The organism is Arundinibacter roseus (assembly GCF_004348825.1).
GTDB lineage: Bacteria > Bacteroidota > Bacteroidia > Cytophagales > Spirosomataceae > Arundinibacter > Arundinibacter roseus.
In genome coordinates, this window is the sequence record NZ_SMJU01000008.1 from 121,746 (window position 1) to 147,071 (window position 25,326).

The window sequence follows — 25,326 nt, forward strand, 5'->3', positions numbered from 1 at the left end:
ATTTAGATCAGGATATTTCGGGTGAGCAATTCACCAAATATGCCTTCTCCCAATATCTTTATCGGATTTTTTACCACCGGAGCTGAAAGGTACTTTTTCATGTCTGCCGTAATCTCGAAGGTTTCATAGGCCGTTCGATCAAAGAGTAGATAGTTACTTTCCAGCTCGAAAATCCGGTACCTACTCTGATTGAAACGGTAGGTAGTTTTTTTTCTGCTTACATCATAGGTTACGTTAGTAGTAAAGGTCTGGGGCGGAATAACCATCGAATTATGTACGTAACTCCATCCTTCCCATTGATCAGGATACTTCTCGACATACTGTCCAAAGTACTTATAAATTGCGGAGAGTGAACGATCACAAAACTCCTCGCGGTTCTCATTTTTTCTGCAAACAATCGGCTTACCAATTCTCAGAACGTTTTGCAGATTGCTCTTGCGAAACTGAACAATAGGCAGAATCGGGACACCCGAAAGAAAGCTTGCGTATGGTACACCTTTGCGGACTTTCAGTTTCTGATTCAGGAAACTTACAGTAGTCTTATGTTCTTCACCTGAACCTGTGTCACCGTCGATATAGACCAAAATCGAGCGGCCTGCCTGCAATTCCCGGGTCATTTGAAGTAATACCCGGGGGTCTTCAGCATTCAAAATATTTACCTTACTGGGTGTGCCAAAGGTATCGTGCATGTTGCGGCAATACTCTTTAAACTCGGCCTGCTGCGTTTCAAATACCTCCTGACGTACTAGGGTAGAAAACTGGTATCCTTTGCGCAATAGTAAATTGGCGATCAAACGATACGACCCAATGTGGAACGTGCAGAAAATAAATGGCTTCTTAGCACTACTTATCAGTGACAAATCTCCTTCAATAGCTGCCACATCGCTAAGGTGCATCAGTTCACGATCAAATTTTTCGAGCGTAAGGTTACGAATAAGATTCACATACAACTGCTCATGACCTGACTCAGAAATAGTGGGAAGAAAGTTTGTAAGATTGGCCGAAAACAGCCCGGACCGTACACAGTAACCTTCTTCCCGGCGCATATCAACCCGATCAAATGCGGTAATACATTCCTGGGCTACCTCCCGATAAGCTGCTAGTGATTTCGTTTTCATTGTAACCGGATTTAGGAGTTGGGCAAGTGCAATTACTTAGAGAGAAACAGACAGTCCTTTCGATGTTTTTGGGACTACTATACCAAAGCAGGACTCGCCACGTAAACCACCTTCGCTTGCAAATAATGAGCTTTTAATTTCACCTTTTGCCTTAATTGCGTTATCTTTCAAGTACTGAGACAACGTTCCTTTTGACTTAATTTCGAAGTTTTTCATGATTTTGAATTGTTTAGAATGAACGGTTAGGACTATTATCTGGAATTAATTAACTTTTGGTTGAAAGCAAGCGTTTGTGATGTGCTTAACTTTCGATTACAAAGGTATACCACAGGGGGCCTCCAAATAATCCGTGTTTTTTTCTATATTCAATTCAAAAAATAGTCATTAATTACTAGTTTCTTTGTACTCGGAATTCAGCATGAAGCCGCCCTTTTGTAGCCATTGAAAACTTAACAACAAATGCATCAGCCTGTGAAAACCCTTGAGTTAAACCGTTCTTTCTTACGAAAACCGTTAAGCGGTATAGCCATCCTGTTTATAATCGTCGTACTCTATGAACTGCTAAGCTGGGCTATAACTCCCGAAACAAGGCTTTCCTTTTATAATAATTCAGAAAGCTTTACATCTTATCTGTTCAATTGGCTTTTTGGATTTTACCTTCCAGAACTCGTTACCTTATACATTCTTGTAATTCTTGTAAATAAATTCCATACTCTATTCAAAATCAACGAATTAACTTTATCAACTAAGTCTATTCTCCAATATCAGGCAAGTTTTTTACCTCTTTTCCTAACCGCCTACTTCTTTTTTATTCCGATTACACTTCACCTACGTTTTTTCCTGAGGGAATTTCCGGAGTATGATATGCTTCGCTACCAACAACGCTATTTGGTATACTTCTATACCGTTGAGGGATACATCAGCTACACACCTTTTGTCATTCTCCTGGGCTATATCCTATTGAATACCTCTCTGATTTTGGATTTTTTACAAAACCTGAGAAAAGTTGCCGATCCATCAGACTCTGTATTTAGTGCGTTTGCCTCCTTTGCCACTGGCACTCCAAGAACCTACACCCAATTAATTGAGGCTAAGATGAGTACAGGTGACACCCTGCTCAGTGTGGAGGATTGCTACTTGTTTGAAACTGTTTCCGGAGAATATTTTGTGGAGCATCGTACGGGTCGTTTTACGGTTTCCAAGTCACTTGCCGAACTCGAAAACGAATTGGATCCGCAGCGATTTTTCAGGGGGAACCGAAATTATATTCTAAATCTGGATTTTTTCGACAGTTATTCTTATTGGGAAAAAGGCAAGTATATTTTATATAGTCGTAAGTTACCAGGCAAACAGCTGATTATGCCTCGTGCCCGCATGCAAAGTTTCAAAGAGGCCCTCGAAAGCAACCGTTCCGCGGCTCCCGGACCAAAAGTTACGCTCGCGGATCCCCAAGGAAACTCCTGATCCGCAATCCGTGGCGCAACAATTGCCTTCCGCTATCCAAAGAAAACTTTTGGGTAATATTTTGTTTATGATTGGCCAACGTCCGGTAGCTCATGTTGAGCTGCTCGGCTACCTCGTGCCCGGTCAGGCCTTTGGTCAAATAGTATAGTACCTGCCGCTCGCGCTTGGTGAGCGACTTGATGATCGCCAATGTCTCGCTATCTGCTTCATTAATTCCCAATTCCCGGATCAACTCCCGAAAGCAGGAGCTAAAATAAGTTGTGTCTCTACTCGTCGATTGCAGGCAGCGATACAACTCTTCGAGCTGATCTTCGGCATGCAGGTAAGCACTAAACTTTGCTTCCAGCACTTTTGATATATCCTGTGTATCGTGGGTATTCACATACAACACAACCTTCGGTACTTTTTTGAGTTCTCCCAAAGCGCTGATCAAACGTGATGCATCACCGATCAGTCCAACCTCAGTAATGACGCAGGCTGGTTTTTTTGTCTGTATTTTACTTATCAAATCGTCGAGCTGAGAGGCACGCCCGACAACATCAAATCCTTCACTTTTCAGAAGGCTTCCCAATACTTCACAGGTAAATGGTTCTGACTTTGCAACAAGCACGGTGGCATCCGTTTTTCTTAATGACCACTTAGATTCCATTTCTTTTTTCATGATACAGACAGCAGTTAGTGCGCGAATTCTGGATCGAAAATAGAATGAGAATTTATACCATTATAATGATTTCCGGTGAAATCAACACTTTTGGCCGTGAAATCAACACTTTAATTTCGGCCCTAACTGCTTGTAAAGGCCATAATTACAAAAACCCGAAGGAAATGTCCTCCGGGTTTCTCAAAATGCACCTTGGTTTGGATCAAGAAATCCGTTCCAGTTTCAATGGATAGGTTTTGCGGGCATTCCACTGACAGATGTAAATATTTTTGTCTGCATCAATGCACACATCATGGCAATGCATAAGGTCGTGATACTCCTGAACCATTACTTGCAGCTGACCGTTTCTGTACTCGGGTTTGGTACCACCGGGGTTCGAAATGACCTTATCATTTTTATCTAAAATCGTTACGAAGCCAGAGTTTGGCGTTTGGTTGAGATACTTCAAACGAGACCAGCAAACTCCCGCATAAATATTTTCTCCATCCAATACGGGACGACACACAAAGGCTCCCGGCAAAAAAATTGAAGACAAATATTTTCCGTCCAGGCTAAAACGTTTGAAAGAATTATGAACCCTTGAGGTAACTAAAACCGTCGGATTTGATTTATTTCTACTGTCAATTGCTACCCCGTGCGCGGTTGCAAACTGATGCTCTTCATCGCCGGGTCCACCAAATTTATCAATATATTCGCCCTCCTTGGTATACCGCAACACCCACTGCGAGCCATAGCCATCGGCAACGTAAATTGTACCATCCGGACCGATTGCGGTTTCAGTTGGTTTGAAATTCATTTCGGGTTTATAGGCACCTACCTTCGATGGATGTTCGATGGTAAGCAGTACTTTACCTTTCATATCTGTTTTGAAAACTTTCCCCAGATTAGGATCGCAAATAAAGAGGAACTCTTCACCATTAGCATTCCAGAGCGTAAGGCCATGTCCCCCGGGATATTCGTGCCCCCAGCTTTCGAGCAATTTACCGGAACGATCATAGACCAGTATATTATTCTTTACTTCGTCGCCAATCATAATCAGCCTTCCTTTGCTATCCTGCACCATTTCGTGGCAGTTGTTGACGGGAAACTGAGACGAATCCAGATTTCCCCACCCCTGCTGCACCCGGTACTTATGAGTTCCATGACCCACAATTTCACCATTGGCTTTTGGTTTGGCATTCAGGATATAGAAGGGCTTAAAGGTAAGTGCAGTGGCTGTTACAGCCGTTGACTTTAAAAAAAATCGGCGAGAAGACGTAAGATCCATGAGTTCAGATGATTGTTTTCAGATAGAAAGCGCAGGAAGGTTTAAATTTACTAAGTCGTTTGTCAGGATCCCAATGCTGTTTTTCAAGCCAAAATTTCATTCACGATTTTGCCGTGCACATCCGTAAGCCGAAAGTTCCGACCTTGAAACGGGTAGGTTAATTTTTCGTGATCAAAACCCAGCTGATGTAAAATCGTCGCCTGCAAGTCGTGGACATGAACCTGATCCTTGACACCGTAGTACCCTATTTCGTCGGTTTCGCCAAAACTAAACCCTTTCTTGACACCGCCGCCCGCAACCCACATCGTGAATGCGTCCTTGTGATGGTCTCGTCCCTTGAACGGTGCTTTCTTGCCTCCGCGGTTTTCGGCCATCGGTGTTCGTCCAAATTCACCTCCCCAAACGAGCAGCGTATCGTCGAGCATGCCGCGTTGTTTCAGATCAAGCAGCAAGGCGGTAGTGGCCTGATCGGTTTCGCGGCAACGGTTTACGAAGCCGATTTCAAGTGCTTCGTTTTGATTACTTCCGTGCGTATCCCAGTCGGCATGGTACAGCTGAATAAACCGCACGCCCCGCTCAGCCAATCGCCTTGCCAGCAGGCAGTTGTTAGCGTATGAATTCTGACCGGGCGTAGTTCCATACAATTGGTGCATGTAGTCTGGTTCTTTGGTAATATCCATGGCCTCAGGAACGGTCGTTTGCATACGAAATGCAAGCTCATACTGCTCTATTCGGGCCATGATTTCGGGGTCGCCGATTTCCTGATGCTGCACCCTGTTAAGCTCAGAAATAGTTTTAATGGCTGCTTTTTTCAGATCCCGGGGCATTCCTTTGGGATCACCAATGTACAGCACGGGATCTCCCTCCGAACGGCATTGTACCCCCTGAAACTGAGAAGGCAGAAAACCACTCCCCCAAATACTTTTTCCGGCACTGGGAATAGCATCGCCAGATGCCAGAACGATAAAACCCGGTAAATTCTCATTGTCAGAACCCAATCCATACGTTACCCACGAGCCAAAACTCGGGCGTCCCGTTCGCGGACTTCCTGTATGCATAAACAGCTGTGCGGGCGCATGATTAAACTCGTCGGTATGCATAGCCCGCAAAAACGTGACTTCATCAACTACCTGTTGGAAGTAAGGCATGTGATGCGACACCCAGCTGCCGGTTTGTCCATATTGTTCAAAATTGGCATATGGTCCCAGCATTTTGGGTGTGCCCACAATAAAGGCAAAGCGTTTTCCTTCCAGAAAAGACTTCGGGCAGTCCAGTCCGTCCAAATCTTTGAGCAGGGGTTTATTTTCAAATAACTCCAACTGCGATGGCGCACCCGACATGTGCATAAAGATCACACGTTTGGCTTTTGGCGCAAAATGTCGGAGCTGCGAAAGCGTCTCATTCTGATTTTTTTCTCCTTTAAACACATCACAACCCATCATCATTCCGCCAAGCGCCATAGCCCCCAAATGACCGATGCTTTGCTGCAAAAAGAAACGGCGGGTAGTGGTTTGCCGTTGTGTATGTTCGAGTTCTTTCAGAATTTTTTCCATGAAATATCCTTTCGTCAGCGATTTTTAGTTCTTAACCTCCTATGGATTACTCTTTTGTAACTACCTCATCCAGGTTCAGCATGACATTGGCAGTGGCCGACAAAGCTGCTAATTGAGCCGTTTTGGGCGCAGCCATGGTTAGGTAACTCCGTACATCTTCCGGGTGTTTTCTATAATGGTTGATGGAGGTATAGTAATACTTTAAAAGCAACGACAAACGCTCCGAAGAAGGATAATGCCCGGTTAAACGAAAATACCCTTGCCGGATATTTTCAGTTGGTGCCAGCCCGGCACTTCGGGCCATTTGTCCGGCTAGTCCCTGCGAAGCTTCCAGATATACCGGGTCATTCAGAGTGACGAGTGCCTGCAAGGGCGTATTGGTGCGGATTCTTCGCGAAACGCATAATTCCCGGCTCGGGGCATCAAAAGTGACAAATGACGGATAGGGACTGGACTTTCGCCAGTAGGTATACAACGCCCGGCGGTAACGGTTTTGGGTAGTATCTGTACGCCATTTGACCACATTCCGGATCACCTGCCAAACGCCATCCGGCTGAGGGGGCATCACGCTCGGGCCATACATTTTCTGCGAAAGTAGTCCGGCAGCCGTTAAAGCCTGATCGCGAACCTGTTCCGCCGAAAGTCGAACCCGCGGGCCTCGCGCTAACAAATAGTTGTAGGGGTCTTTTTCCTGTAAATCAGCACTTACCACCGAAGATTGCCGATACGTAGCCGAAAGTACAATATCTTTCAATAGTTTTTTTGTGCTCCATTGATGCTCATTCATAAATCGGAGAGCCAGCCAATCCAGCAATTCCGGATGAATGGGTTTGGCACCCTGCGTGCCAAAGTCTTCCAGAGTTTCTACCAAACCAATACCAAAAAGCTGCTCCCAAAACCGATTGACCATAACCCGGGCTGTGAGTGGATTTTGCGGACTTACCAGCCACTGCGCCAGCCCAAGCCTGTTTTTGGGATAGTCTTTGGGTAAATTGGATAGCATTTTTGGGGTTTGCGGAAAAACTTCATCCCCATGAACCATCCAGTTGCCGCGCACAAACATAAAGGTTCGTCGGCTACTGTCTGCCGGGAGCTCCTGCATAATGGGCGTATTGGATGGTTTTATTGCATCAAGATCACGACATGCGTTTTTGTATTCCAAAGAGGCTGTATCTTTCAATGCACTAAATCGGGCGAGCGCCTGCGTAAAATCTGCTTTTTGTCTATCAGAAAGTACCCTCAGCGTTGGGCGGTCATCGGTCCGGTCGGTGTCTTGCGTTGTATTGAAAAATGCCATTAATTGGTAGTACTCCTTGTGTGGAAACGGATCGTAGGGATGGCTGTGGCACTGTACGCAGGCGATTGTCGTGCCCTGCCAAACTTCCATAGTTGTATTAATCCGGTCCAGCACTGCTACTACCCGAAACTCCTCATCGTCCGTTCCACCTTCGTCGTTGGTGCTGGTATTGCGGTGAAATGCCGTCGCGATTAATTGCTCTGTGGTAGGTTTTGGCAATAAATCACCCGCCAGCTGTTCAACCGTAAACTGGTCAAAAGGCATATCGGCATTAAACGCCGAGATAAGCCAATCGCGGTATTGCCAAATGTCCCGGTGACGATCTTTTTGATAGCCCTGTGAGTCACCGTAGCGGGCAAGATCCATCCAAAGTGCCGCCCATCGTTCCCCATAGCCTGGGGATTTCAGGAGATTGTCCACTACTTTTTCATAAGCATCATCTGATTCATCTTTTAAAAATGCGTCATACGCCTGCGCCGTAGGCGCAAGTCCGGTGAGATCGAGCGTTACTCGTCTCAGTAAAGTCGCACGATCAGCTTCTTCGGAAGGCGAGAGTCCTTCGTCATCTAACTTTTTATAAATAAATTGGTCAATCGGACTTTCGGGCCACCGGCTCCACACGGAGGGCGGGGTTATGGCTACGGGCAGGATGTAGGCCCAATGCGTTTCCCAGGATGCACCCTCTTTTACCCAATTTGCAAGAAGCGCTATTTGTTCATCCGTGAGTGGCGGGGCTTTGAGCGGCATGCGCTCGTCGGGGTCATGATGACGCAGCCGGAGGATTAACTCACTTTGGTCAGGATAGCCCGGCACTATACAAGGCTTCCCCGACTTCCCTTTCGCCAAAGCGGACTCCCGATAGAGCAGGCTGATGCCACCTTGTTGTTTTACGCCTCCGTGACAACCGGTGCAGTTGGCATTCAGAATCGGGCGAATCTGCGTATTGAAGTCAACCCGGCTTTTGCCCCAATCGAGCCATGAAGTAAGTGTTGCAAGCACTACCCCACCGCCAATTAGCAGAAAAAAAACAAGTTTACCTTTTGCCAGCATAGGTATCGGCTTCGCCTGATTGAAAATTACAGTACCTTTTCTTTTGTCTCTTAAAGTGAATGATTTTTGAGATTTACCTTAAATATTCCCCTTTTTCATTTCCGAAACGGCATAGTCACATGCCCTTGCGGTGAGTGCCATGTACGTCAGCGAGGGATTTACACAAGAAACCGAAGGCATGCAGGCTCCGTCCGTATTGAAAACATTGGCCACGGTATGCATCTGATTATGCTTGTTCAATAGCGACTGTTTCGGGTCTGCTCCCATGCGGGCTGTGCCTACTTCATGAACCGTCGAGCGGGGCATTGGATCACCGAATGTCATCTTTACGTCCTTAAATCCTGCTTTTTCCAGCATTTCAATTCCCTGAACGACGGAATCTTTCGCCATTTTTAGTTCGTTTTCCTTCCATTCAAACTGAATTTCTGCCACGGGCATGCCATATTTATCCTTCACATCCTGACTTAGTCTTACGAGATTGTCTTCATAGGGAAGCTGCTCGCCAAAGGAAGTTAACCCGAGTCCCCACGCATCGCCCGGCTGTGACATACGTTCTTTGAGTTCAATTCCAAATCCGCTTCCGGCTCCTCCACGTCCTCTGCTTCCACTTCCCTGATAGTTGTAGCCCCGTAAAAAATCCGGGTGTTTTTCGTTCACATTTCTGAATCGGGGAATATAAATCCCGTTGGCACGCCGGCCAAAAACATATTTATCAGTAAAGCCCTCGTAGGTTCCGCGCACGCCCGCTTTGTGGTGAGTCATCAAGTTTTTACCCAATTGCCCGGAGTCATTTCCTAATCCGGTTGGGAAACGAGAGGAAATAGAATTGAGCATGATCATGGTAGAACTGATCGTACTTGCGTTCAGAAAAATCAACCGGGCGCTGTACTCGTAGGTCGTTCCGGTTTCGGCATCAAGGACCTCTACACCAGAGGCTTTCTGTTTTTGTTCGTCATACATAACTTTTGTTACGATGCTATGCGGACGCAAAGTCAGGTTTCCGGTCTTGACGGCTTCGGGCAATGTGGACGAATTGGTACTAAAAAAGCCACCAAATGGGCAGCCCCGTGAGCACATATCCCGAAACTGACATACACCACGGCCTTCTTTGGCCTCAGTTAAATGCGCCACCCGCCCGATGATCATGCGGCGGTCGGGATAGTGCTTTACAATTTCGGCTGAGGTGTGCTTTTCGACACAGTTCATCTGCATGGGAGGCAAAAAAACGCTATCCGGCAACTGAGGCAGATTTTCTTTGCTCCCACTGATTCCCGCAAATTTCTCAGCATACGCATACCACGGTTCCAGTTCTTTATAGCGTATTGGCCAGTCGATACCTACTCCGTCACGGGCATTGGCCTCAAAATCCAGATCGCTGAGTCGGTAACATTGCCGTCCCCAAATGAGTGACCTGCCCCCTACCTGATGTCCTCGCGCCCATACAAACAACTCATTTTTGGTTTGCACGTAGGGATTTTCAATTTCATCGACAAAAAAATGCTTATTTGTTGCATTTACACCATAATTCCGGGACTGAATAGAATACCGAACCTCTTCCTCGGGAGTCAGACGGCCGGCATGCGGAATTTCCCAGGGCGCCTTCATGGCGGTGGGATAATCCGTAACGTGCTCTACGTTTCGGCCCCGTTCCAAAAGAAGTACTTTAAGCCCTTTTTTTGTAAGTTCCATGGCGGCCCAGCCTCCACTAATTCCAGAACCTACAACTATGGCATCGTAGGTATTTTGTTTTGCGGCTTTAAGGTTAAGGTTCATTGACTAATAGTAAGATGTACAGATAAGAGTTTACAGGACGATCAGATACAAAAATGAGTTTATATTCAAGGAAAGACCACTCCTGCTGATAGACGACAATTTGGGTGGTTTTCCCTGCCCGGTTCGCTGTTCAGCAAGCATAGGTTATTCTTAACAGCTAATTTAGCAGGAGAATTGCACGGTTGAATTCTTTTTTATTCCAATTTTGGCAGGTTTCAAAGGAAACCCCCGCCTCTACAAGAACCCATAGTTTTTGAAATCCCAACACTATTTTTCCTTACATTTGAGCATACGTTATTTAACCAGTACATCTAATTGACCTGTCCTCATGGCTACTAAAAGACCGATTGTAACACTGACAGTAAACCCAGCGGTAGACAAAAGCACTACTGTGGATCGTTTGGTTCCTGATGATAAATTGCGGTGCGAAAAACCGCAATTTGAAGCCGGGGGCGGAGGAATTAACGTAGCCAAGGCCATTCATCGGCTCGGTGGCGAGCCCATTGCGGTTTTTACAGCCGGAGGGCCTTCCGGTCAGCGACTGCAAGCGCTGGTAAAGGCGGAAAAAGTGGATGTGCGCATTGTAGAAACCAAAGAATGGACGCGTGAGAATCTGAATATTGTTGAAACTACGACCTCCCTGCAATACCGATTCAGCATGCCCGGCACGCAGCTGATGCCTACCGAGATAGAAGCCATTATTGACACTCTGGAAGAAATTACCCCTTCGCCTTCGTTCATTATTGCGAGCGGCAGCCTTCCACCCGGTGTCCCCGCTGATTTTTATTGTCAAATTGCGACCTTAGCCAAGAGGCAGGGAGCGAAGTTCATTGCCGATACCTCCGGCGAATCACTCCGGTTGGCATGTCAGGCAGGAGTTTATTTGTTGAAGCCCAATATTAGCGAGCTCAGCCAGTTAATTGGTGTCGATAAACTCGAAATGGACGAGCTTGATGAAGCAGCCCGCGCACTGATCATTCGAAATAATTGTGAAATCGTCGTTATTTCTATGGGCGCAATGGGTGCCATGCTTGTTACGTCTGACTACGTTGAGCATATTCCGGCACCGCCTGTTACCAAGAAAAGTACCGTTGGTGCGGGCGACAGCATGGTTGCCGGTATGGTTTGGACACTATCGCAGGGAAAATCTATCCGCGAGGCTGTGCGCATGGGCGTAGCCTGTGGCTCCGCCGCTACGATGAATCCCGGAAGTGAACTTTTTAAAGTAAACGACGTGAACAGACTGCTCGATTGGCTCAATCGGTACGAGGTGCGGTATGCTTCGGCTATACGATAAGCAGCAATAACCGTTGGCTTCTCAGGATATTGAATAATCCACAACCTGTTCGGTTTGCCGGGCAGGTTGTTTTTTTATTTCAAAACGAACGATTACAAACGTAATGAGTGATGAAAGTAAAAAGTAAGCTCCCAGAAAATAACTCAGCCAATTTCCCGGTGTAGAAATCCCGAACCAATTTCCCATGTAAATCAGAATGCCCAGGCCGAGACCGTTTTTAAGTGCTTCCCACAGCCAAGCATACGGATTACGATCCATCAGCTCCGTGTAGGCATAAATTCCAAGCATGATGAACCCGCCACAGAGGACAGCATTTTGGAATCCAATTTGAGCAAGATTGGAAAAGAGGGTGTAAATAAGGAGAAAAGTAAATAAGAATTGGCACCAAATCCAGACCATCACTCTGCCAGAATGCTGTTGATTGTACTTTTCAAAGTTATGTACATCTTCTATTTTGTATACAGGATATCGTTCCTCTACATCCGCCGGACGCCACCCGGTAGGCATAAACCAAATGCGCAATTTATCAGTCCAACTTTTGCAGCGGTATGCATCCTGCATCAACAACCACAAATGTCCCCAATTTATTTTAATTGGATTCCAGGTACTTACCGGACGGGTAATGCCATACACGGGCGGCTCTTCCGGCAGTTCTTCCTGATAAGTCCCAAATAATTTATCCCAAATGATAAAAATCTGTCCGTGGTTTTTGTCAATGTACTGAGGATTGATGGCATGATGTACCCGATGATGCGATGGTGTCACCAGAATTTTTTCTAAAAAGCCCATTCTGCCAATGTAAGTGGTGTGGTACCAAAACTGCGCAAAAAGATGCAGCGGAGCCACTACGGCAATCACCTGAGCAGGAACTCCAACCAAAGCAGCCGGAATCAGAAAAATTGTGAAAATATTAATAATTCCAGAAATACTCTGACGTAAGGCACAGGCCAAATTGAACTCCTCGCTGCTGTGATGAATCAAATGCCGATTCCATAAAACATTGATTTTATGACTAAGCATATGACCCAAATAACCCGCCAAATCAAGGACAATAAAGGCTATCAGGTATACCCAAACCGTAGATTTAATTTCGAAGAATGCCCAATTGGTCACCATCCAACTGTACGTAATGATCGAAATCCCAAGTCCGAGTGCGTCTTTCAGGCTGTTGGTGAAGCCTGAACTCAGGCTCGAAATCATGTCCATATGTTTGAAGCTATGCCTGAACTTCATCCAACCGTAAAGCTTTTCTGATAAAACGGCAATCAGAAACACGGGCATCGCTATTGTCAGAATTTTTGCGTACTGTTCCATAAGGTAACCTTGAAGAGGAATTTTATCATTTTTCGGGTATAAATTTGCTAAATAGTTAGCAAATTAGCTACAACATCCTCTATTTGAAGTAATGAATTCTCCTGGCAACCCTTAATTTTTTCTATTCGATGACTCCCAACGAAAAACTTCTGACAACTTTTTACAACGCTTTCCAGCAGAAAGATTACAAAACTATGCAACAATGCTATGCCGAGTCAGCCACTTTTAGTGATGAAGTATTCAGGAATCTTGATACCGTTAGGGTTCGGGCAATGTGGGAAATGCTGATCAAACGAGGGAAGGATTTACAAATTGAGTTTAAAAACATCGAAGCAAATGAGACCCTTGGAAGCGCCGAATGGATTGCGACCTACACTTTTTCCAGGTCAAACAGGAAGGTAATTAATCATATTCACGCCAACTTTATGTTTGAAGACGGCAAGATTGTTCATCATGTAGACCGTTTCGATTTTTATAAGTGGGCGCGGCAGGCCCTGGGAATCTCCGGACTGTTTTTGGGTTGGTCGCCTTTTTTAAGAAAAAAAGTGCAGAAATCCGCTGCGGTGGGTTTGACCGAATTTCTGAACAAGAGGTGAATTTCACCAACCATTTTACATCATAACTTTTTCCACCTTTTGGGTAGAGAATACTGCTTTTTTCCAGAAAAGAAAATGTAGTAACCGATGATAGTAACGAGGATAGATTGTAATCGGTTTTTGAGAACTAGATTTTTGGTTGTTCAATTCTATAATTTCGTGTAACTCATGGAGATTCTCCCGTAAAACTGCCTCCGTTTTGATTGATTGCTGAACAAGTTTGTGATTAACTGAGGGGCTAAAATCAATTTTGCTCTTTCTAAACAATATTTTCTTTGGCAAGAATTCTTTCATAGCAAACCGCAGGGGTCCACGGCCAAAGCCTTCATAAAATTTCAGCTCGGTTGGAATAAACAAACACAGTTCAATCAACCGTTTGTCGAAAAAAGGATGGCACATTTGAATTTGGTAAGCGGCTCCTAGAACATCGTATTGCTCCTCTATTTCGCTCATCATTTGGTAAAGCATTCCTTTTTTTATGAGCAGCTTTGTGGTGGGGTTCGATTCCGTAGCCTCTTTCATGAAAGGCAGGCATTTTGACCACAGGCTTTTTTTGAGCATAAACTCCTGATTTTCTCCACTTTGATCCTTTTTTTGAAGAGCATTTTCTGCCAATAGTCGACTAATGACTAGTGGTGAAAAATTAAATTCAAGAAGTAACACTTTAACCAACAGCACAAGAGATACCGGGACGTTATGGTTTTTCCGGAGTTTTCTCCAAACGACACCAAGCGTGCCTTTCTGATACTTTTTTTCTCCTTTTACTTTCCCAAATTTTTCCTGATAATCCTGTTTATTGTGGCTTTTACTAAGTAATTGTGCTGCGGTTTTCCAATCTTTTTTCTGAATTGCTTCGTCAATGCATTCCATCCCGTAGCCAACTACCGTATCACCGTCACTTCCGGTCAGAAGTACCCGGCTTTTGACGCTGTTTACCTCTTTCAGAAGGGGTTTAAAATGCGAGTATGTAATGGAAAACATCTCGGGCATATCCGTCAATCGGGCAATTGCTGCCAAATCATCATAAAAAGACTTATCAGCCTTTATCTCTGCATGCTCCACCGAATGCAACTCCAAGAAAGACGCAACGAACTCTTTTTCAGAGGTTTCTTCCAGTTCAGTATCTAAGTAGTAGGTGTCAAGTATCCGCCCTTCAGCGTGTAGTTTTGTAGCAGCAACCGCCGCGACGGATGATGAATCCAACCCACCACTTAAAAATGAACTAACCTGAAACGGTGTGCGGATTCGGCAGTGAACGGCTTCCAGAAAAATCTCCCTGAATGCAGTCAGATATTCTTCGGAGGTTTGGAATGCATATTTTGACGGATTTATTTCCCAGTACATTTTTTCCTCAACATCCTTTTTATCGACGCGTAAACTATGCGCCGGAGGAAGACTCAACACATCTTTGAAGAAAGTATTCCGCTGATAAATCGGGAATTGTCCCCAATGACAAAGGTAGGTAGCAATGCGCTGTTCGTCAGGTGCTTTATCAAGATTTCCAAACGCCCAAAGTGCTTTAATTTCAGAGGCAAATAGAAAATATTTTCCGGGAACGAAGTGGTAAAATAGCGGCCGAATACCCGAATGATCGCGGGCACAGAAGAGCGTTTGCGTACCTGAATCCCACACCACAAAAGCAAAATCTCCTATCAAATGTTGCACACAATCCGTAGACCATTTTTGATAAGCAGCCAAAACCAACTCGCTATCCGGGATGCCGTCTTTTTCGGCAAGTCCAAGTGCCTCGATCAATTCTTTTCGATTGTCAATACGAGCATCTGCCACGAGCGTAATTCCCGCATCATTTGTGAGCGGTTGGGCTTCATTGAACGACTCGAAGGTTACGTTCAGATGCAGATACACAAAACCAGCGGAGGGTTGATCCAGAAACTGAATTCCATCCGTACCCCGATGCGCCATTTTTTCTGACATCTGACTAAGCAGTCCGGCAGGAATCGACTGATTGTCCCACCGAACCATTCCCGCAATACCGCTCATAGGAATAGCTGATTAGGGTTGCTGACGATAAGTTCCCATTTCTGCGTTTTCAAATAGTCGGGTACGACCACGTCCATTGCTATCGGTAACCCAAATGTTTCTGGGGGAGACCCCGTCATTATTGGTGTTGGTAAAGATTATGGTTCGACCGGTGGGTGAGTAACGGGGTTCCAGGTCATTGGTGCCCGGCGATTTTTCGGAAGTATTAATAACCGATCCGGTATTGATTGCCGATAGATCCTGCACAGTCCGATCAAATAAATTCATGAGGAAAATCCGGGCATCAAGCTGACGGCCTTCCTCGTTGGTAAACGTACCAATATCTCTCGAATACAGGATTTGCGTTCCTTCAATGGAAAATACGGGATTTCCAGTGCGTGTTGCTGATTGCAATACGGTATTCATCTCCCCATGGGGCTGAATGAGCACTAGTTCATTATCGTACAACGTTTGTCCGGTGGTTCGGGCAATAATGGTTTTGGTGGCTTCATTCCAATCGCAACCCGCAAATAACCGCCCGGCGGGAGCCGTGGCCACAACGGCAAGTCCTGTGCCATCCGTATTAATTGAGTATAATCGATTGTTTGATGGGTAGATAATCTTCGATCCGTTGTAGGCCCACGTAAATGACAAATCGAGTGGAGAAAGCCCCGAAACAGGGACGGAAGTCACCTTCCGCAGGTTTCTGCCATCCCGGTTCATGAGGTAAATCTGCGTGGTTGTGGCTCTGTTGGAAATAAAGGCAATTTGTTCCCGATTAGGACTCACAATTGGTCTCCAATTGCTTCCGGTTGTTGTAAGCTGTACCTGTTTGTCAGCAGTATTGGCCGAAAAAATTTGATAAAGTCCTTCCGTTTCCCGGCTAAACACGTAGGTTAATGCGGGAAATGAAGGTGTTACAAAAGACCATGTTTCACTAAAAACCGCCTCGCTCTTATCTCTTGCCACCACCTGCCAGTAGTATCGCTTGCTGTATTCCAGGTTGGAAACATAAAGAGAGTCATTTTTAAAACCAGAAATATAGGCTGTATCCGGTGCAGTACCTTCGCTATACAGGTACACGTCATAGGTTAACGTATCCCGGTCAGGATCAGAAGCCGTCCATGAAAGCAACAAACTATCAACCACCGCAACTGTACTTCGATTTTCCGGAGTTACACGCAACGGGCGCGTCGGGGCACGATTGGTTTTTAAGTCTTCCGACATGTATAGCGTTACGTTGGGATTCCATGTATCGGTAATCTCAACGGTAACATATTCATTATAAAGAGCTTCTTTCGTGGCGGTTATAGTATATTTCCCTACCGTTAGGCTGTCAAAAAAGAACGTCCCTGAGGTGTCAGTTTCAAGGCTTCTTCCCGATGGATTGAGTCGAATGAGGACTTCTCCCAGCGCTTTTTTTGTAGAATTGTCAATTACTTTTCCGCTGATTTTTCCGAAGGTCTTGGGAGTAACAAAAATCTCTTCGGAACAGGATAGCAGCCAAATGGAGGATAAAACGATCAGAAAAGAGGCTAAATACTTAACTTTTAGTAACATATAAATAAATAAAAAGAGTCACGGGTAGATTTTAGAAAAAGACCAGGGAAATCAATTGGCTGGTAAAGGCAATACCCTTTTTCGGGAGGCTTTCCCGATGTAAATAGCAGTACCAACGGAAACCCTCAGGAAGGAATCATTAAGCTGACCGTTCTTGACGCCGTCGACCATGTCAGTAGTCATCCAATAGTAGTCCATCATCGCCCGCAGGCCAAGGTATTTGGTCAGGCTGACTTCCAAACCGGCTCCGGCCTTGGCAAAGTGAAAGGTTTTGGTGTCGGCAGAAAAATCGTTTAGAGGAGAGACTTGCGAGATTCCGGCACCAGCGGTCAGGAAAGGCGAGTATTTCTGAAAAGGTAAAGCCATGTAAACCACCGACAAATCTGCATTCCGCCAATTTCGTTTGAGGGTAAAGGTTCTATCAGAGGTAGAAGTAGAAAAAGAACTTCTGAATCCGTTGGCTATCAAGCCCCAATTCGGTGTCAGCTGTGCGTTCAGCTGAACTCCCCCACCGGGCTGCCAGCTTGGCACCTGATAATCGCCTTGAAGTTTGAAGGCAGAAGCGTAGGGCATGAGGCTAATGCGGGGACGTTCGACCGCATTGTCAATGCCGTACACATCCGTTAGTGCCATCAGCTTTTTCTCTTCTTCATAAAGTTTGATTTGCTCTTTTGTGCGGGTAGAGTCGGCATCAGCGGCTGCCCATAATCCATCTTTTATTCCTTCCAAAACCATCGCATGCACGGCTTTTTCTATTGCTTCAGTAACAGCCATTTGGGAAGGCTCATTGGTAGTAAAGCCCGTTTCAGCTTCCAGGATACGCTTAAAGCGTACGTAACGGAACAAACTGGCATTGACGGATTGTGACAAAATCGTCTTCGACGAATACACCGTTTTCAGGATTTTACCCGACCGCGTAGCGATTGCCCGCAGGTAAACCGTCACGCGGTCCTGCCGATATTCCGTAGACCCACCGGCACCAAAGTAACGCAACCCTGCACCACCGGTAATAATGTTGGCATCATAGGACACAATGCCGCCTTCCAGGATCATGCCGGCAAAAAGAAGCGGAGGTAATACATCATTTTCGGCTTTATTGTACTGTGACATACTCGAACGAATGATCTTACGCTCGTTAAGTAGATTACTCACATTTTCGCGCTCAATGTTCAAAAACCATTTGCTGTCTTCCATGGCTTTGAGCAAAATATTGGTAGCACCCTGCGTGACGGCCGTAGACCAACTCGCATTATCGGAGGGCTTGTATTGCCCCGTTTGATCACGAAATTTATAGACCGCCGTAGCGAGTGCTTCTTTGGGAGCCGGAAGGCTTCGCAGTTCTTCCGAAAACGTAGTTTCCTCTCCGAGCCGGGCCTGTTCTAGTTTGGTAGGTTGGTGAAAATACGCTCTACATCCATAAAGCATAAGACCCACCACGAGCAGGCAACCCTTCAAGAGGTGATTGGTAATTTGCATAAATTGAAAACAAAAATTATACTTAAAAAAGAAGGTGAAGTAAGGGTCAGAAGTATGGCACAGTAACGGTGGTTTCCCCTCCCTGCCCATCCACAATCCGGATGTTAATACCATCAGCAGCATTGGTGATATCGACCCGAAGATCGCCGTATTGATACGTTCCCGGGGTAAGTGTTTCCTCACCAAACTGCGAGCTTAGCAATTGGGAAGAAATCCGGCTTAGAAGCTGCCGGCTCAGGGTTTCTGAAAAGTTATCCAAAGAGCTCGTAGAGCTAAAGCTGGACCTTGCCCCGGTAGAGGTAAGTGCGTTGGGGTCTTTGGTTTTGTCCTGCGCCTGCGCCGAACTCTGCAACCACTGATAGTTAAAAGTCTGACCGCCAAAAGCTGGGTTTTGGGGACGATAGAGTAAAGCCTGTGCGTGTGTATAGTACGTTCCTGTAAGCAGGAGAAAGGCAAGAAGTAAGGTTTGTTTCATGGGTTAAGTAGACTTTGAAACGGTTAAAAAATCCCCGTTCCTTTCTGATCATCGCTTCCTAATTGTTGTTGAAATTCCTGAAAATTAATTACGTATTGAGCAAGGCTTGCCGCTGCGTCTTCGGCGAGGAGTTCAATCACTCCCAAACGGGGTTGTAAAAACTGCTGCCAAATCATGATATCGTTGACCGTCAGCGAAACGATGCTCGAAATACCCTGAGCGGGTTGTTCGTCAATCGTGATTGTGAGCTCTTCCCCAATGTTTTGAATGGCATCGGGCGAAAAATAGGTGGTGTCCGTTTGTACGACGAGCCACTGCTGATAAAAAAATTCGTAAAAATCCCGTCCGTTTTTTGTCCGGGTATTGTCCAATAGAAAACCTGCGGACGACTCCACCTGCATGCTGATTTCGACGGGTACAAACGCCGTTTCATCGTAGGCTTCCTCCACACTTTGTGCGTAGCAAAACCCCGATGTAAAAAGACAGGCCGTAAAAAACAGGAGCCGGAGGAAAAGTCGCTTACTGTTTACCATTGATGAAAACTTTCATCCCGCCGGATTGCTCAATCCGTATGGAGCGATTCAACATCCCTGACCCTTCGTCAACCAATTGGTTGCCATTTCCGCGTTGAATAATTTGCAGTGTTGAGTTTGAGGACTGCACGCCACGGACATCAAGTAGGTTGCGGTTGCCCTGCTGCACAAACTCATAGGCGTTTCCGTTGCCGCTCAGCTGCATGTTCATTGTGTTGAAATCACCATCCTGAGCCATACGCAGCTGATTGTCCTGTCCGTTTGCGGTTACCCGCTGCACATTGCCGTTGCCGAGTTGCAGGCCCATCATATCTTCTACCCGCACCGACGAAGCTGTGGCCGCCACCTGCCGCATCTGTTGTTGCGATTGGGGCAAGAGTTGCAGGGACAAATCTGTTCCATTTTGTTGGGCGTACGCGCGGCCGAGCCCAAACATCAGGATGAGGATACAGGTTAGTTTTTTCATTCGTTTCCAGATTTTTGAACGATTGTTACTTTGTTATTGGAGCCGGATTGCTGAATTTTTACGCTGTTTCCGGTTGTGCTTTCGGTTTGGATGGATACTTTGTTGCTCTTTCCCTCCTGCGTGATGTCGATGTTTTCCAGCGCTTTGCGGAGAGAATCGGCAGGCATCTTGGCATCAATGCGCAGTTGATTGGTGCCGTTTTGAGTTACAATAGTGGTGCGAGTGGTGGTATCTTTCTCTGAGCCTTTTACCTCCATTTTGATTACGTTCTTTTCTCCCTGCTGCACAATTTCGGTAGATTTTGGAGCCGTTTGCCCGAGCGCACTGCCCCCGATGCCGATCAGACCCAGAATGATGAGATTATTTTTCATAAGGCTATTTGTCAAAAGAAGTGAAAACCAGTAAGGAAGGAGACTAGCCCAAGATGAGCTAGTCTCCGTTTTTAGTGTGTGGTATTTTTTGAATACCATGCACCAAGAGAAAGGGATACCCTTATCTCTTAGTTCATTTGCGTGATTGTGGTCATGTTGCCTACACCGCCCTGATTTAGGTTGATGATATGGCCTGTGCCGGTTTGGGAAAGTGTGGCAGAACCACCGATACCATTTTGCAAGGCAGCCTCGTTACCTGCACCCGATGATTTACGCAGGATGTTATTGCTACCATCCTGAGTAAGGGTAAGTACGTTATCCAAACCATCTTGCTGCAACTTAGCAACGTTACTATCTCCCGTTTTCTGAGTGATTGTTACTGTATTACCATTGCTCAAAATATTACCAAAGCCGACAGCAAGGCCCGGATAGGGGAGGGTTAGATCCTGAGGGCGTTGCGAAACCTCAATTGTATTATTATCCCCGATAGTCTCATCTTGAGTTAGTGTAGCAGTACTTCCCTGATTGTCTTGAACGAGTTTGATACCATTATCAATTCCCGCAAGTTGATAAACAAAGGCTACATTTCCATTTGTAAATAACTCCGGATTAGCCTCAGCCTCTGGAATAAAAGAAGATCCAATTCCCTGAGATACTTCTATTATACCGTCTTGGACTGCAGAACCTTGCTCCAAAGTCGCCTTCTGTTGACCACCAAATTGCTGAACAGCAACCTCATTCCCTTTTCCACCCTGCGTTATTAACACCTCGTTTTCAAAAGAATAGGGTGCTTTTTGCAAAGCAGTCGCAGTATTGGATGAACCAGTCTGATTAATCGTAGCCAAACCTTCACGACCTTGCTGGGTAATCTCTGCTGTCAATGATGCAGTACTTCCAGGGGTTGAAACAGGTGTGCCGGGAGTAAATATCGGATTGTAAGGATCTGAATAATCCCAGTCTCCAGGGGGAGTTGAGATAGAACCTTCTCCATTCGTTCCATCCTGAGTAATCGTTGCCGTGTTGTCCTGAGAATTCCCTTCATCGGAAGTTGCATCACCTGTCTCAGACTGAACGATTGAAGCAGAAAGAACAGAACCCTTAATCTGATCTATAGTGGCCGTGTTGGTAAGCCCGATTTGATCAATAGTAGCAACGCCTAATTTTACATCCTCGGATTGGGTTGCGTAGGCCTTGTTTCCAACAGAAGGGCCGTTTGTAAGAGAATTTGACTGAGTGATAAATATCGTATTCAATACACCACCCTGCGTCGCCTCAGCAACTCCCGAATTGCCATTCTGATCAATTAGTACAAGTCCTCCAAAAGCCAAAGACTCGTCATTTACGCCCGTTTGAACAACCGCAGCGGTATTTTCATTCCCCGCTTGACTAACCGATGTTACATTGAACTTACTACCAGACTTTTGGTCTACCTCAGCTTCGTTATTATCACCAAGTTGATCAATACTAACTTGGCTCAATGTGCCATTTTGGGTCAGGTCTCCAAAGTTGCCATCACCTATTTGGAAAATTCCTCCCTCGTTTTCTGAGCCAGATTGTGCAGCTTTGCCTTCGTTGTCATCACCCGTTTGAAGTATTAGGATGTCATTCTCCATACCTGCTTGTGAGGTAACCGTTGCGGTGTTGTCATCACCAGCCTGGGCAATAACCGCAATGTTATCCTCTCCGGTTTGGGTTACATCTGCCGAGTTCCCCTCAACAGGAACGATTGCAGTACCTAAGGATGATAGGCTCAGAGTAAGAGGAAACGAAGGATCAATATTACCTTGTCCAATGATTACCGCACTTGTTGTTGCATTTTGATCCACTTTGACATCGTTACCAGAGCCATACTGACCAACGGCAATACCACCTTCAAGTGTGCTACCACCAACAAGACCATTGCCTGTACCCTTCTGATCAATAGTGGCTGTGTTGTCTTGTCCGCCCTGACCAATCAGCATTGCGTTTTCTGTTCCACCTTGTGTAATGTTAGCGGTGTTACCCATTGTACCACCGATTTCACCCAATTGGCCGAGAATTACGATTCCCTGAGAGCCTGTTTGGTCAATATCTGCCATATTTTTGGCTTCTCCACCCTGCAATACTAAGCCTGCATTTTGGGTGCCCGATTGAGTTAAATCCGCTAAATTGTCATCACCCAACTGACCAATTGCACCAATTTGGTCATTTCCGGCAGATTGCGTAACAGTGGCGGTGTTTCCTGAAACCGGCAACACCTCATCACCAAAGATATCGGTGTTGTCCAAAATAGCTCCGGCGATTGACCCTGCATCACGTGAACCTATGCCCCCAAGAACTGCAGCCTGAACGCCTGGATCTTCAATATCGAATTCACCCTGCAAAACAACTGCAGTTCCACCATCTGTACCGGCATCCTGTGAGGTAGTAGCCGTATTGCTAGTGCCATACTGTATACCCAAGGCAAAATTATCAGTACCAGCCTGTGTCATTGCGGCTGCGTTATCAGACCCAACCTGAGCAGCGGCAATTTGTCCTGATGTACCAGACTGACCAATTGCTGCCGTATTTCCTGCTACACCAAACAAACCATCCTGTGACTGCCCTAAATAGGTAACATTTTCAGTGCCGGATTGCAAAACACTAGCACCGTTACGTCCACCATCCTGACCAACAGCCACAAAGTTCACTTCGCCCGACTGATTAATCATGGCATCGTTGAACTCTCCAGAAACCTGGAAAACCAATGCCTGGTTCATTTCCCCCATCTGATCAACGTCTGCGACACCTTTTTCACCAGCTTGCTCTACCAGGGCATCAAGCTGCATTCCTGTCTGATCTACCGTGGCCGAATTCATATCACCTGATTGTTCCAGGCTGATCGTTTGCTCGTCTCCTGTTTGGGTCAGAGTTGCCGTGTTGTCGTTGCCCGTTTGCTGAGCCACATCATCACCATACAGACCCTTCAGGATATTCAATCCGCCATCCTGGGTCAGAGTCAATTCATTGGAGTAACCTGTCTGAGATAGTTTAGCCGTGTTTTCATCACCTGATTTCTGGGTAATCGTTACTTTGTTACCATCTTGGTTGTTATTTCCAAAACCTCCACCTGGTACAGCATCTGTAAGATCTTGTGGATATTGTACAACTTCAATCGTATTACTGTTGCCACTTTCCTGCGTCAATGTTGCTTCATTACGCTCATTGTTCTGATCCAGGTAAATGTAATTATCAGAACCCGCCAACTGCTTTACCACCGCCTTATTATCGTTAGTGTACAGCTCAGGGTTGTTAAGCACATCAGCATTAAAAAGTGAATAGATCCCCTGTAAAACGGTGATTGTACTTTTTTCTGTACCAGCCGCTTGTACTACCTCGGCATTCTGACGACCACCAAATTGGGATATCCTGGCACCCCTTTCAGGAGATGTTGGATCTGTTGGATCCTTTTTGCCAACATGTCCTTTCCCATCCTGAACAATTGTAGCTTTACTTTGAAATGAGTAGTCTGCTAATTGATCAATAGAAGCAAAATTAGAACTTCCCTTTTGATCAATAGAAGCAATCCCTTCCCGACCTTCTTGCAATATTTCAGCATACAAACCAGCGGATGATCCTCCACCCGTAGATGTTGTTGGTGGAGTAACTACAGGATTGTAAGGATCTGAATAATCAATCCCACCTGGATCAGTAACAGTAGTTGCATCTGCAATATCTGTTCCAGTCTGTGTAATAGTAGCTGAATTTTTTTGCGAATTCCCAGCTGCTTCTTTTTGCTCAATGAGGGCAGTCATTCCTGAACCAACCAATTGGCTAACCGTGGCTTTGTTTTCCAAACCATCCTGATCTACCGTCAACGTGTTACCAGAAGCAGCCTGCTGGAAAGCAGCTTGTTGTTTGCTACCCTTTTGGGTAATTGTTGCTTCATTGTCAGTTCCTGTTTGAATGGCGGCTGAGTAGGTATCAACAGCACCAACTACCCGATGTCCATTTCCTGTTTGGGTACTCTTGTATTCATTCTTTACACCACTTTGGTCAAGAATAGCTACGCTACCATTGGCTAATGCAGATTGATTCTGTGTAAAGGTAGCCTTATTGCCTTCGCCCGATTGGTCAGCATCTACATACCCTGATTTACCCGCCTGAGTGACTGTTACAGTACTCTTTGTAGCACCCGATTTGGTACCCGATTGAGTAACCAAGGCTATATTTTTCTCTGCATTCGCATTAGTTTGCGTAACGGTAGCCGTATTGCCATCACCTTGCGTCTGTGCAACAGTAGCTGAGTTTCTTGTATCAGCGTCAACAGTTGCACCTTGTTTAATAGTAACAGTTCCATTTAGAGATGTCGCTCCTTGTGTAACCTTTGCATACTGATACCCCTTTTGATCGGCATTAATTTTGTTATTGTCACCCGACTGATCAACCACCGCACCCGCATTGTTGCTTTGGATGATTGTCATTGTGTTAGCAGTGGTAGCTCCACCCGACTGAACGGCCGTTACCAATCCAGCACTTCCGCTTTGGGTAATTGTGGCAGCTCCGGCCTTACCTGATTGAGTCAAGGTAGCTGAGTTACGCATAGTGGTCGATAATAAACCAGGTGTTAAATCGGTGCCCTGATTTACAGTAGCAGTATTACCTGCTCCCGAGCTCTGCGTTACAACTATACCATTCCTCTCACCAATTTGTGAGGTTGTAATAGTTCCACCGCTACTTGGTCCTTGCTGCCGCAGGGTAGCACGGTTGTTACGCCCAAGCTGATTACCAATTATTGTGTTGCCAGATCCATTCTGAACAACGTTAAATAGGTTTTTCAGGTTAGTGGCTGTTGCACCAATCGAAATCTGAGTGAGCGTAATGTTATTAGCAGGATTTGCAAGTGCTCCTCCCTGGGTTAGGTCCACCCAGTTCCAATCATTGGTTTGATTGATCGTATACTGGGAAGCAGGATTCAGGGCTGTTTGATTGGCAAGCACCTGATTATTATTTCCTGTTTGGTTGATAGTCTGTGCGTAGACGGAGGAACATCCGAACGCAAGACCCACGATTAGAAATATTCTTTTCATAATAAAATTCTGGAAGAGTTAAAATAA

Annotated in this window: 19 protein-coding genes; 3 read left to right on the forward strand and 16 right to left on the reverse strand. The window is 45.7% G+C overall.

Annotation, left to right across the window (positions count from 1 at the left end):
- Positions 1–2: 2 nt before the first annotated feature.
- Positions 3–1,118 (reverse strand): lysophospholipid acyltransferase family protein, encoded by a 1,116-nt coding sequence (locus tag EZE20_RS13930; RefSeq protein ID WP_132118649.1) that lies wholly within the window; start codon positions 1,116–1,118, stop codon positions 3–5.
- 36 nt (positions 1,119–1,154) lie between these two features.
- Positions 1,155–1,334 (reverse strand): hypothetical protein, encoded by a 180-nt coding sequence (locus tag EZE20_RS13935; RefSeq protein WP_132118651.1) that lies wholly within the window; start codon positions 1,332–1,334, stop codon positions 1,155–1,157.
- 243 nt (positions 1,335–1,577) lie between these two features.
- Here EZE20_RS13935 and EZE20_RS13940 point away from each other — a divergent pair, with 243 nt between their 5' ends.
- Positions 1,578–2,582: a LytTR family DNA-binding domain-containing protein gene (locus tag EZE20_RS13940; RefSeq protein ID WP_132118653.1), complete on the forward strand. Its 1,005-nt coding sequence runs from the start codon at positions 1,578–1,580 to the stop codon at positions 2,580–2,582.
- On the opposite strand, the gene EZE20_RS13945 is transcribed toward EZE20_RS13940, so the two are convergent.
- From EZE20_RS13945 to EZE20_RS13965, 5 genes are all read right to left on the reverse strand, one after another.
- The gene (locus tag EZE20_RS13945; RefSeq protein WP_132118655.1) at positions 2,551–3,243 is read right to left on the reverse strand and encodes a response regulator transcription factor; all 693 of its coding nucleotides are present in this window, start codon (positions 3,241–3,243) and stop codon (positions 2,551–2,553) included. The two genes, EZE20_RS13940 and EZE20_RS13945, sit on opposite strands and share 32 nt — an antisense overlap.
- 202 nt (positions 3,244–3,445) lie before the next feature.
- The gene (locus EZE20_RS13950; protein WP_132118657.1) at positions 3,446–4,510 is read right to left on the reverse strand and encodes an NHL repeat-containing protein; all 1,065 of its coding nucleotides are present in this window, start codon (positions 4,508–4,510) and stop codon (positions 3,446–3,448) included.
- Between the two features lie 83 nt (positions 4,511–4,593).
- Positions 4,594–6,063, reverse strand: coding sequence for a DUF1501 domain-containing protein (locus EZE20_RS13955; RefSeq protein ID WP_132118659.1), 1,470 nt, complete (start codon positions 6,061–6,063; stop codon positions 4,594–4,596).
- A 46-nt stretch (positions 6,064–6,109) separates the two neighbouring features.
- Positions 6,110–8,410, reverse strand: coding sequence for a PSD1 and planctomycete cytochrome C domain-containing protein (locus tag EZE20_RS13960; protein ID WP_132118661.1), 2,301 nt, complete (start codon positions 8,408–8,410; stop codon positions 6,110–6,112).
- 78 nt (positions 8,411–8,488) lie between these two features.
- Positions 8,489–10,183, reverse strand: coding sequence for an FAD-dependent oxidoreductase (locus tag EZE20_RS13965; protein WP_132118663.1), 1,695 nt, complete (start codon positions 10,181–10,183; stop codon positions 8,489–8,491).
- Between the two features lie 328 nt (positions 10,184–10,511).
- On the opposite strand from EZE20_RS13965, the gene EZE20_RS13970 reads away from it, so the two are divergent.
- Entirely contained in the window at positions 10,512–11,480 is a 969-nt protein-coding gene (locus tag EZE20_RS13970) for a 1-phosphofructokinase family hexose kinase (protein ID WP_132118665.1), read from the forward strand.
- Positions 11,481–11,501: 21 nt separating this feature from the next.
- Here EZE20_RS13970 and EZE20_RS13975 read toward each other — a convergent pair whose 3' ends face one another.
- The gene (locus tag EZE20_RS13975; RefSeq protein ID WP_132118667.1) at positions 11,502–12,794 is read right to left on the reverse strand and encodes a sterol desaturase family protein; all 1,293 of its coding nucleotides are present in this window, start codon (positions 12,792–12,794) and stop codon (positions 11,502–11,504) included.
- A 128-nt stretch (positions 12,795–12,922) separates the two neighbouring features.
- Between EZE20_RS13975 and EZE20_RS13980 the strand changes: the two genes are divergently transcribed.
- Positions 12,923–13,390 carry a nuclear transport factor 2 family protein gene (locus EZE20_RS13980; RefSeq protein WP_132118669.1) on the forward strand — a complete coding sequence of 156 codons (468 nt, stop codon included), beginning with the start codon at positions 12,923–12,925 and terminating at the stop codon, positions 13,388–13,390.
- 15 nt (positions 13,391–13,405) lie between these two features.
- Here EZE20_RS13980 and EZE20_RS13985 read toward each other — a convergent pair whose 3' ends face one another.
- The 8 genes from EZE20_RS13985 to EZE20_RS14020 form a co-directional block, all read right to left on the reverse strand.
- The gene (locus tag EZE20_RS13985; protein WP_132118671.1) at positions 13,406–15,391 is read right to left on the reverse strand and encodes an asparagine synthase-related protein; all 1,986 of its coding nucleotides are present in this window, start codon (positions 15,389–15,391) and stop codon (positions 13,406–13,408) included.
- Between the two features lie 12 nt (positions 15,392–15,403).
- Positions 15,404–16,930 carry a carboxypeptidase regulatory-like domain-containing protein gene (locus EZE20_RS13990; protein WP_132118673.1) on the reverse strand — a complete coding sequence of 509 codons (1,527 nt, stop codon included), beginning with the start codon at positions 16,928–16,930 and terminating at the stop codon, positions 15,404–15,406.
- Positions 16,931–16,981: 51 nt separating this feature from the next.
- Entirely contained in the window at positions 16,982–18,406 is a 1,425-nt protein-coding gene (locus EZE20_RS13995) for a CsgG/HfaB family protein (protein WP_132118675.1), read from the reverse strand.
- A 46-nt stretch (positions 18,407–18,452) separates the two neighbouring features.
- Positions 18,453–18,881 (reverse strand): curli production assembly/transport component CsgF, encoded by a 429-nt coding sequence (locus EZE20_RS14000; RefSeq protein WP_132118677.1) that lies wholly within the window; start codon positions 18,879–18,881, stop codon positions 18,453–18,455.
- Positions 18,882–18,904: 23 nt separating this feature from the next.
- Positions 18,905–19,414: a CsgE family curli-type amyloid fiber assembly protein gene (locus tag EZE20_RS14005; RefSeq protein WP_132118679.1), complete on the reverse strand. Its 510-nt coding sequence runs from the start codon at positions 19,412–19,414 to the stop codon at positions 18,905–18,907.
- The gene (locus tag EZE20_RS14010) at positions 19,401–19,880 is read right to left on the reverse strand and encodes a hypothetical protein (protein WP_132118681.1); all 480 of its coding nucleotides are present in this window, start codon (positions 19,878–19,880) and stop codon (positions 19,401–19,403) included. Before EZE20_RS14010 ends, EZE20_RS14005 begins: the two co-directional genes overlap by 14 nt.
- Positions 19,877–20,251: a hypothetical protein gene (locus tag EZE20_RS14015; RefSeq protein WP_132118683.1), complete on the reverse strand. Its 375-nt coding sequence runs from the start codon at positions 20,249–20,251 to the stop codon at positions 19,877–19,879. Before EZE20_RS14015 ends, EZE20_RS14010 begins: the two co-directional genes overlap by 4 nt.
- 128 nt (positions 20,252–20,379) lie before the next feature.
- Positions 20,380–25,299 carry a beta strand repeat-containing protein gene (locus EZE20_RS14020; RefSeq protein WP_132118685.1) on the reverse strand — a complete coding sequence of 1,640 codons (4,920 nt, stop codon included), beginning with the start codon at positions 25,297–25,299 and terminating at the stop codon, positions 20,380–20,382.
- Between the last annotated feature and the right edge of the window lie 27 nt (positions 25,300–25,326).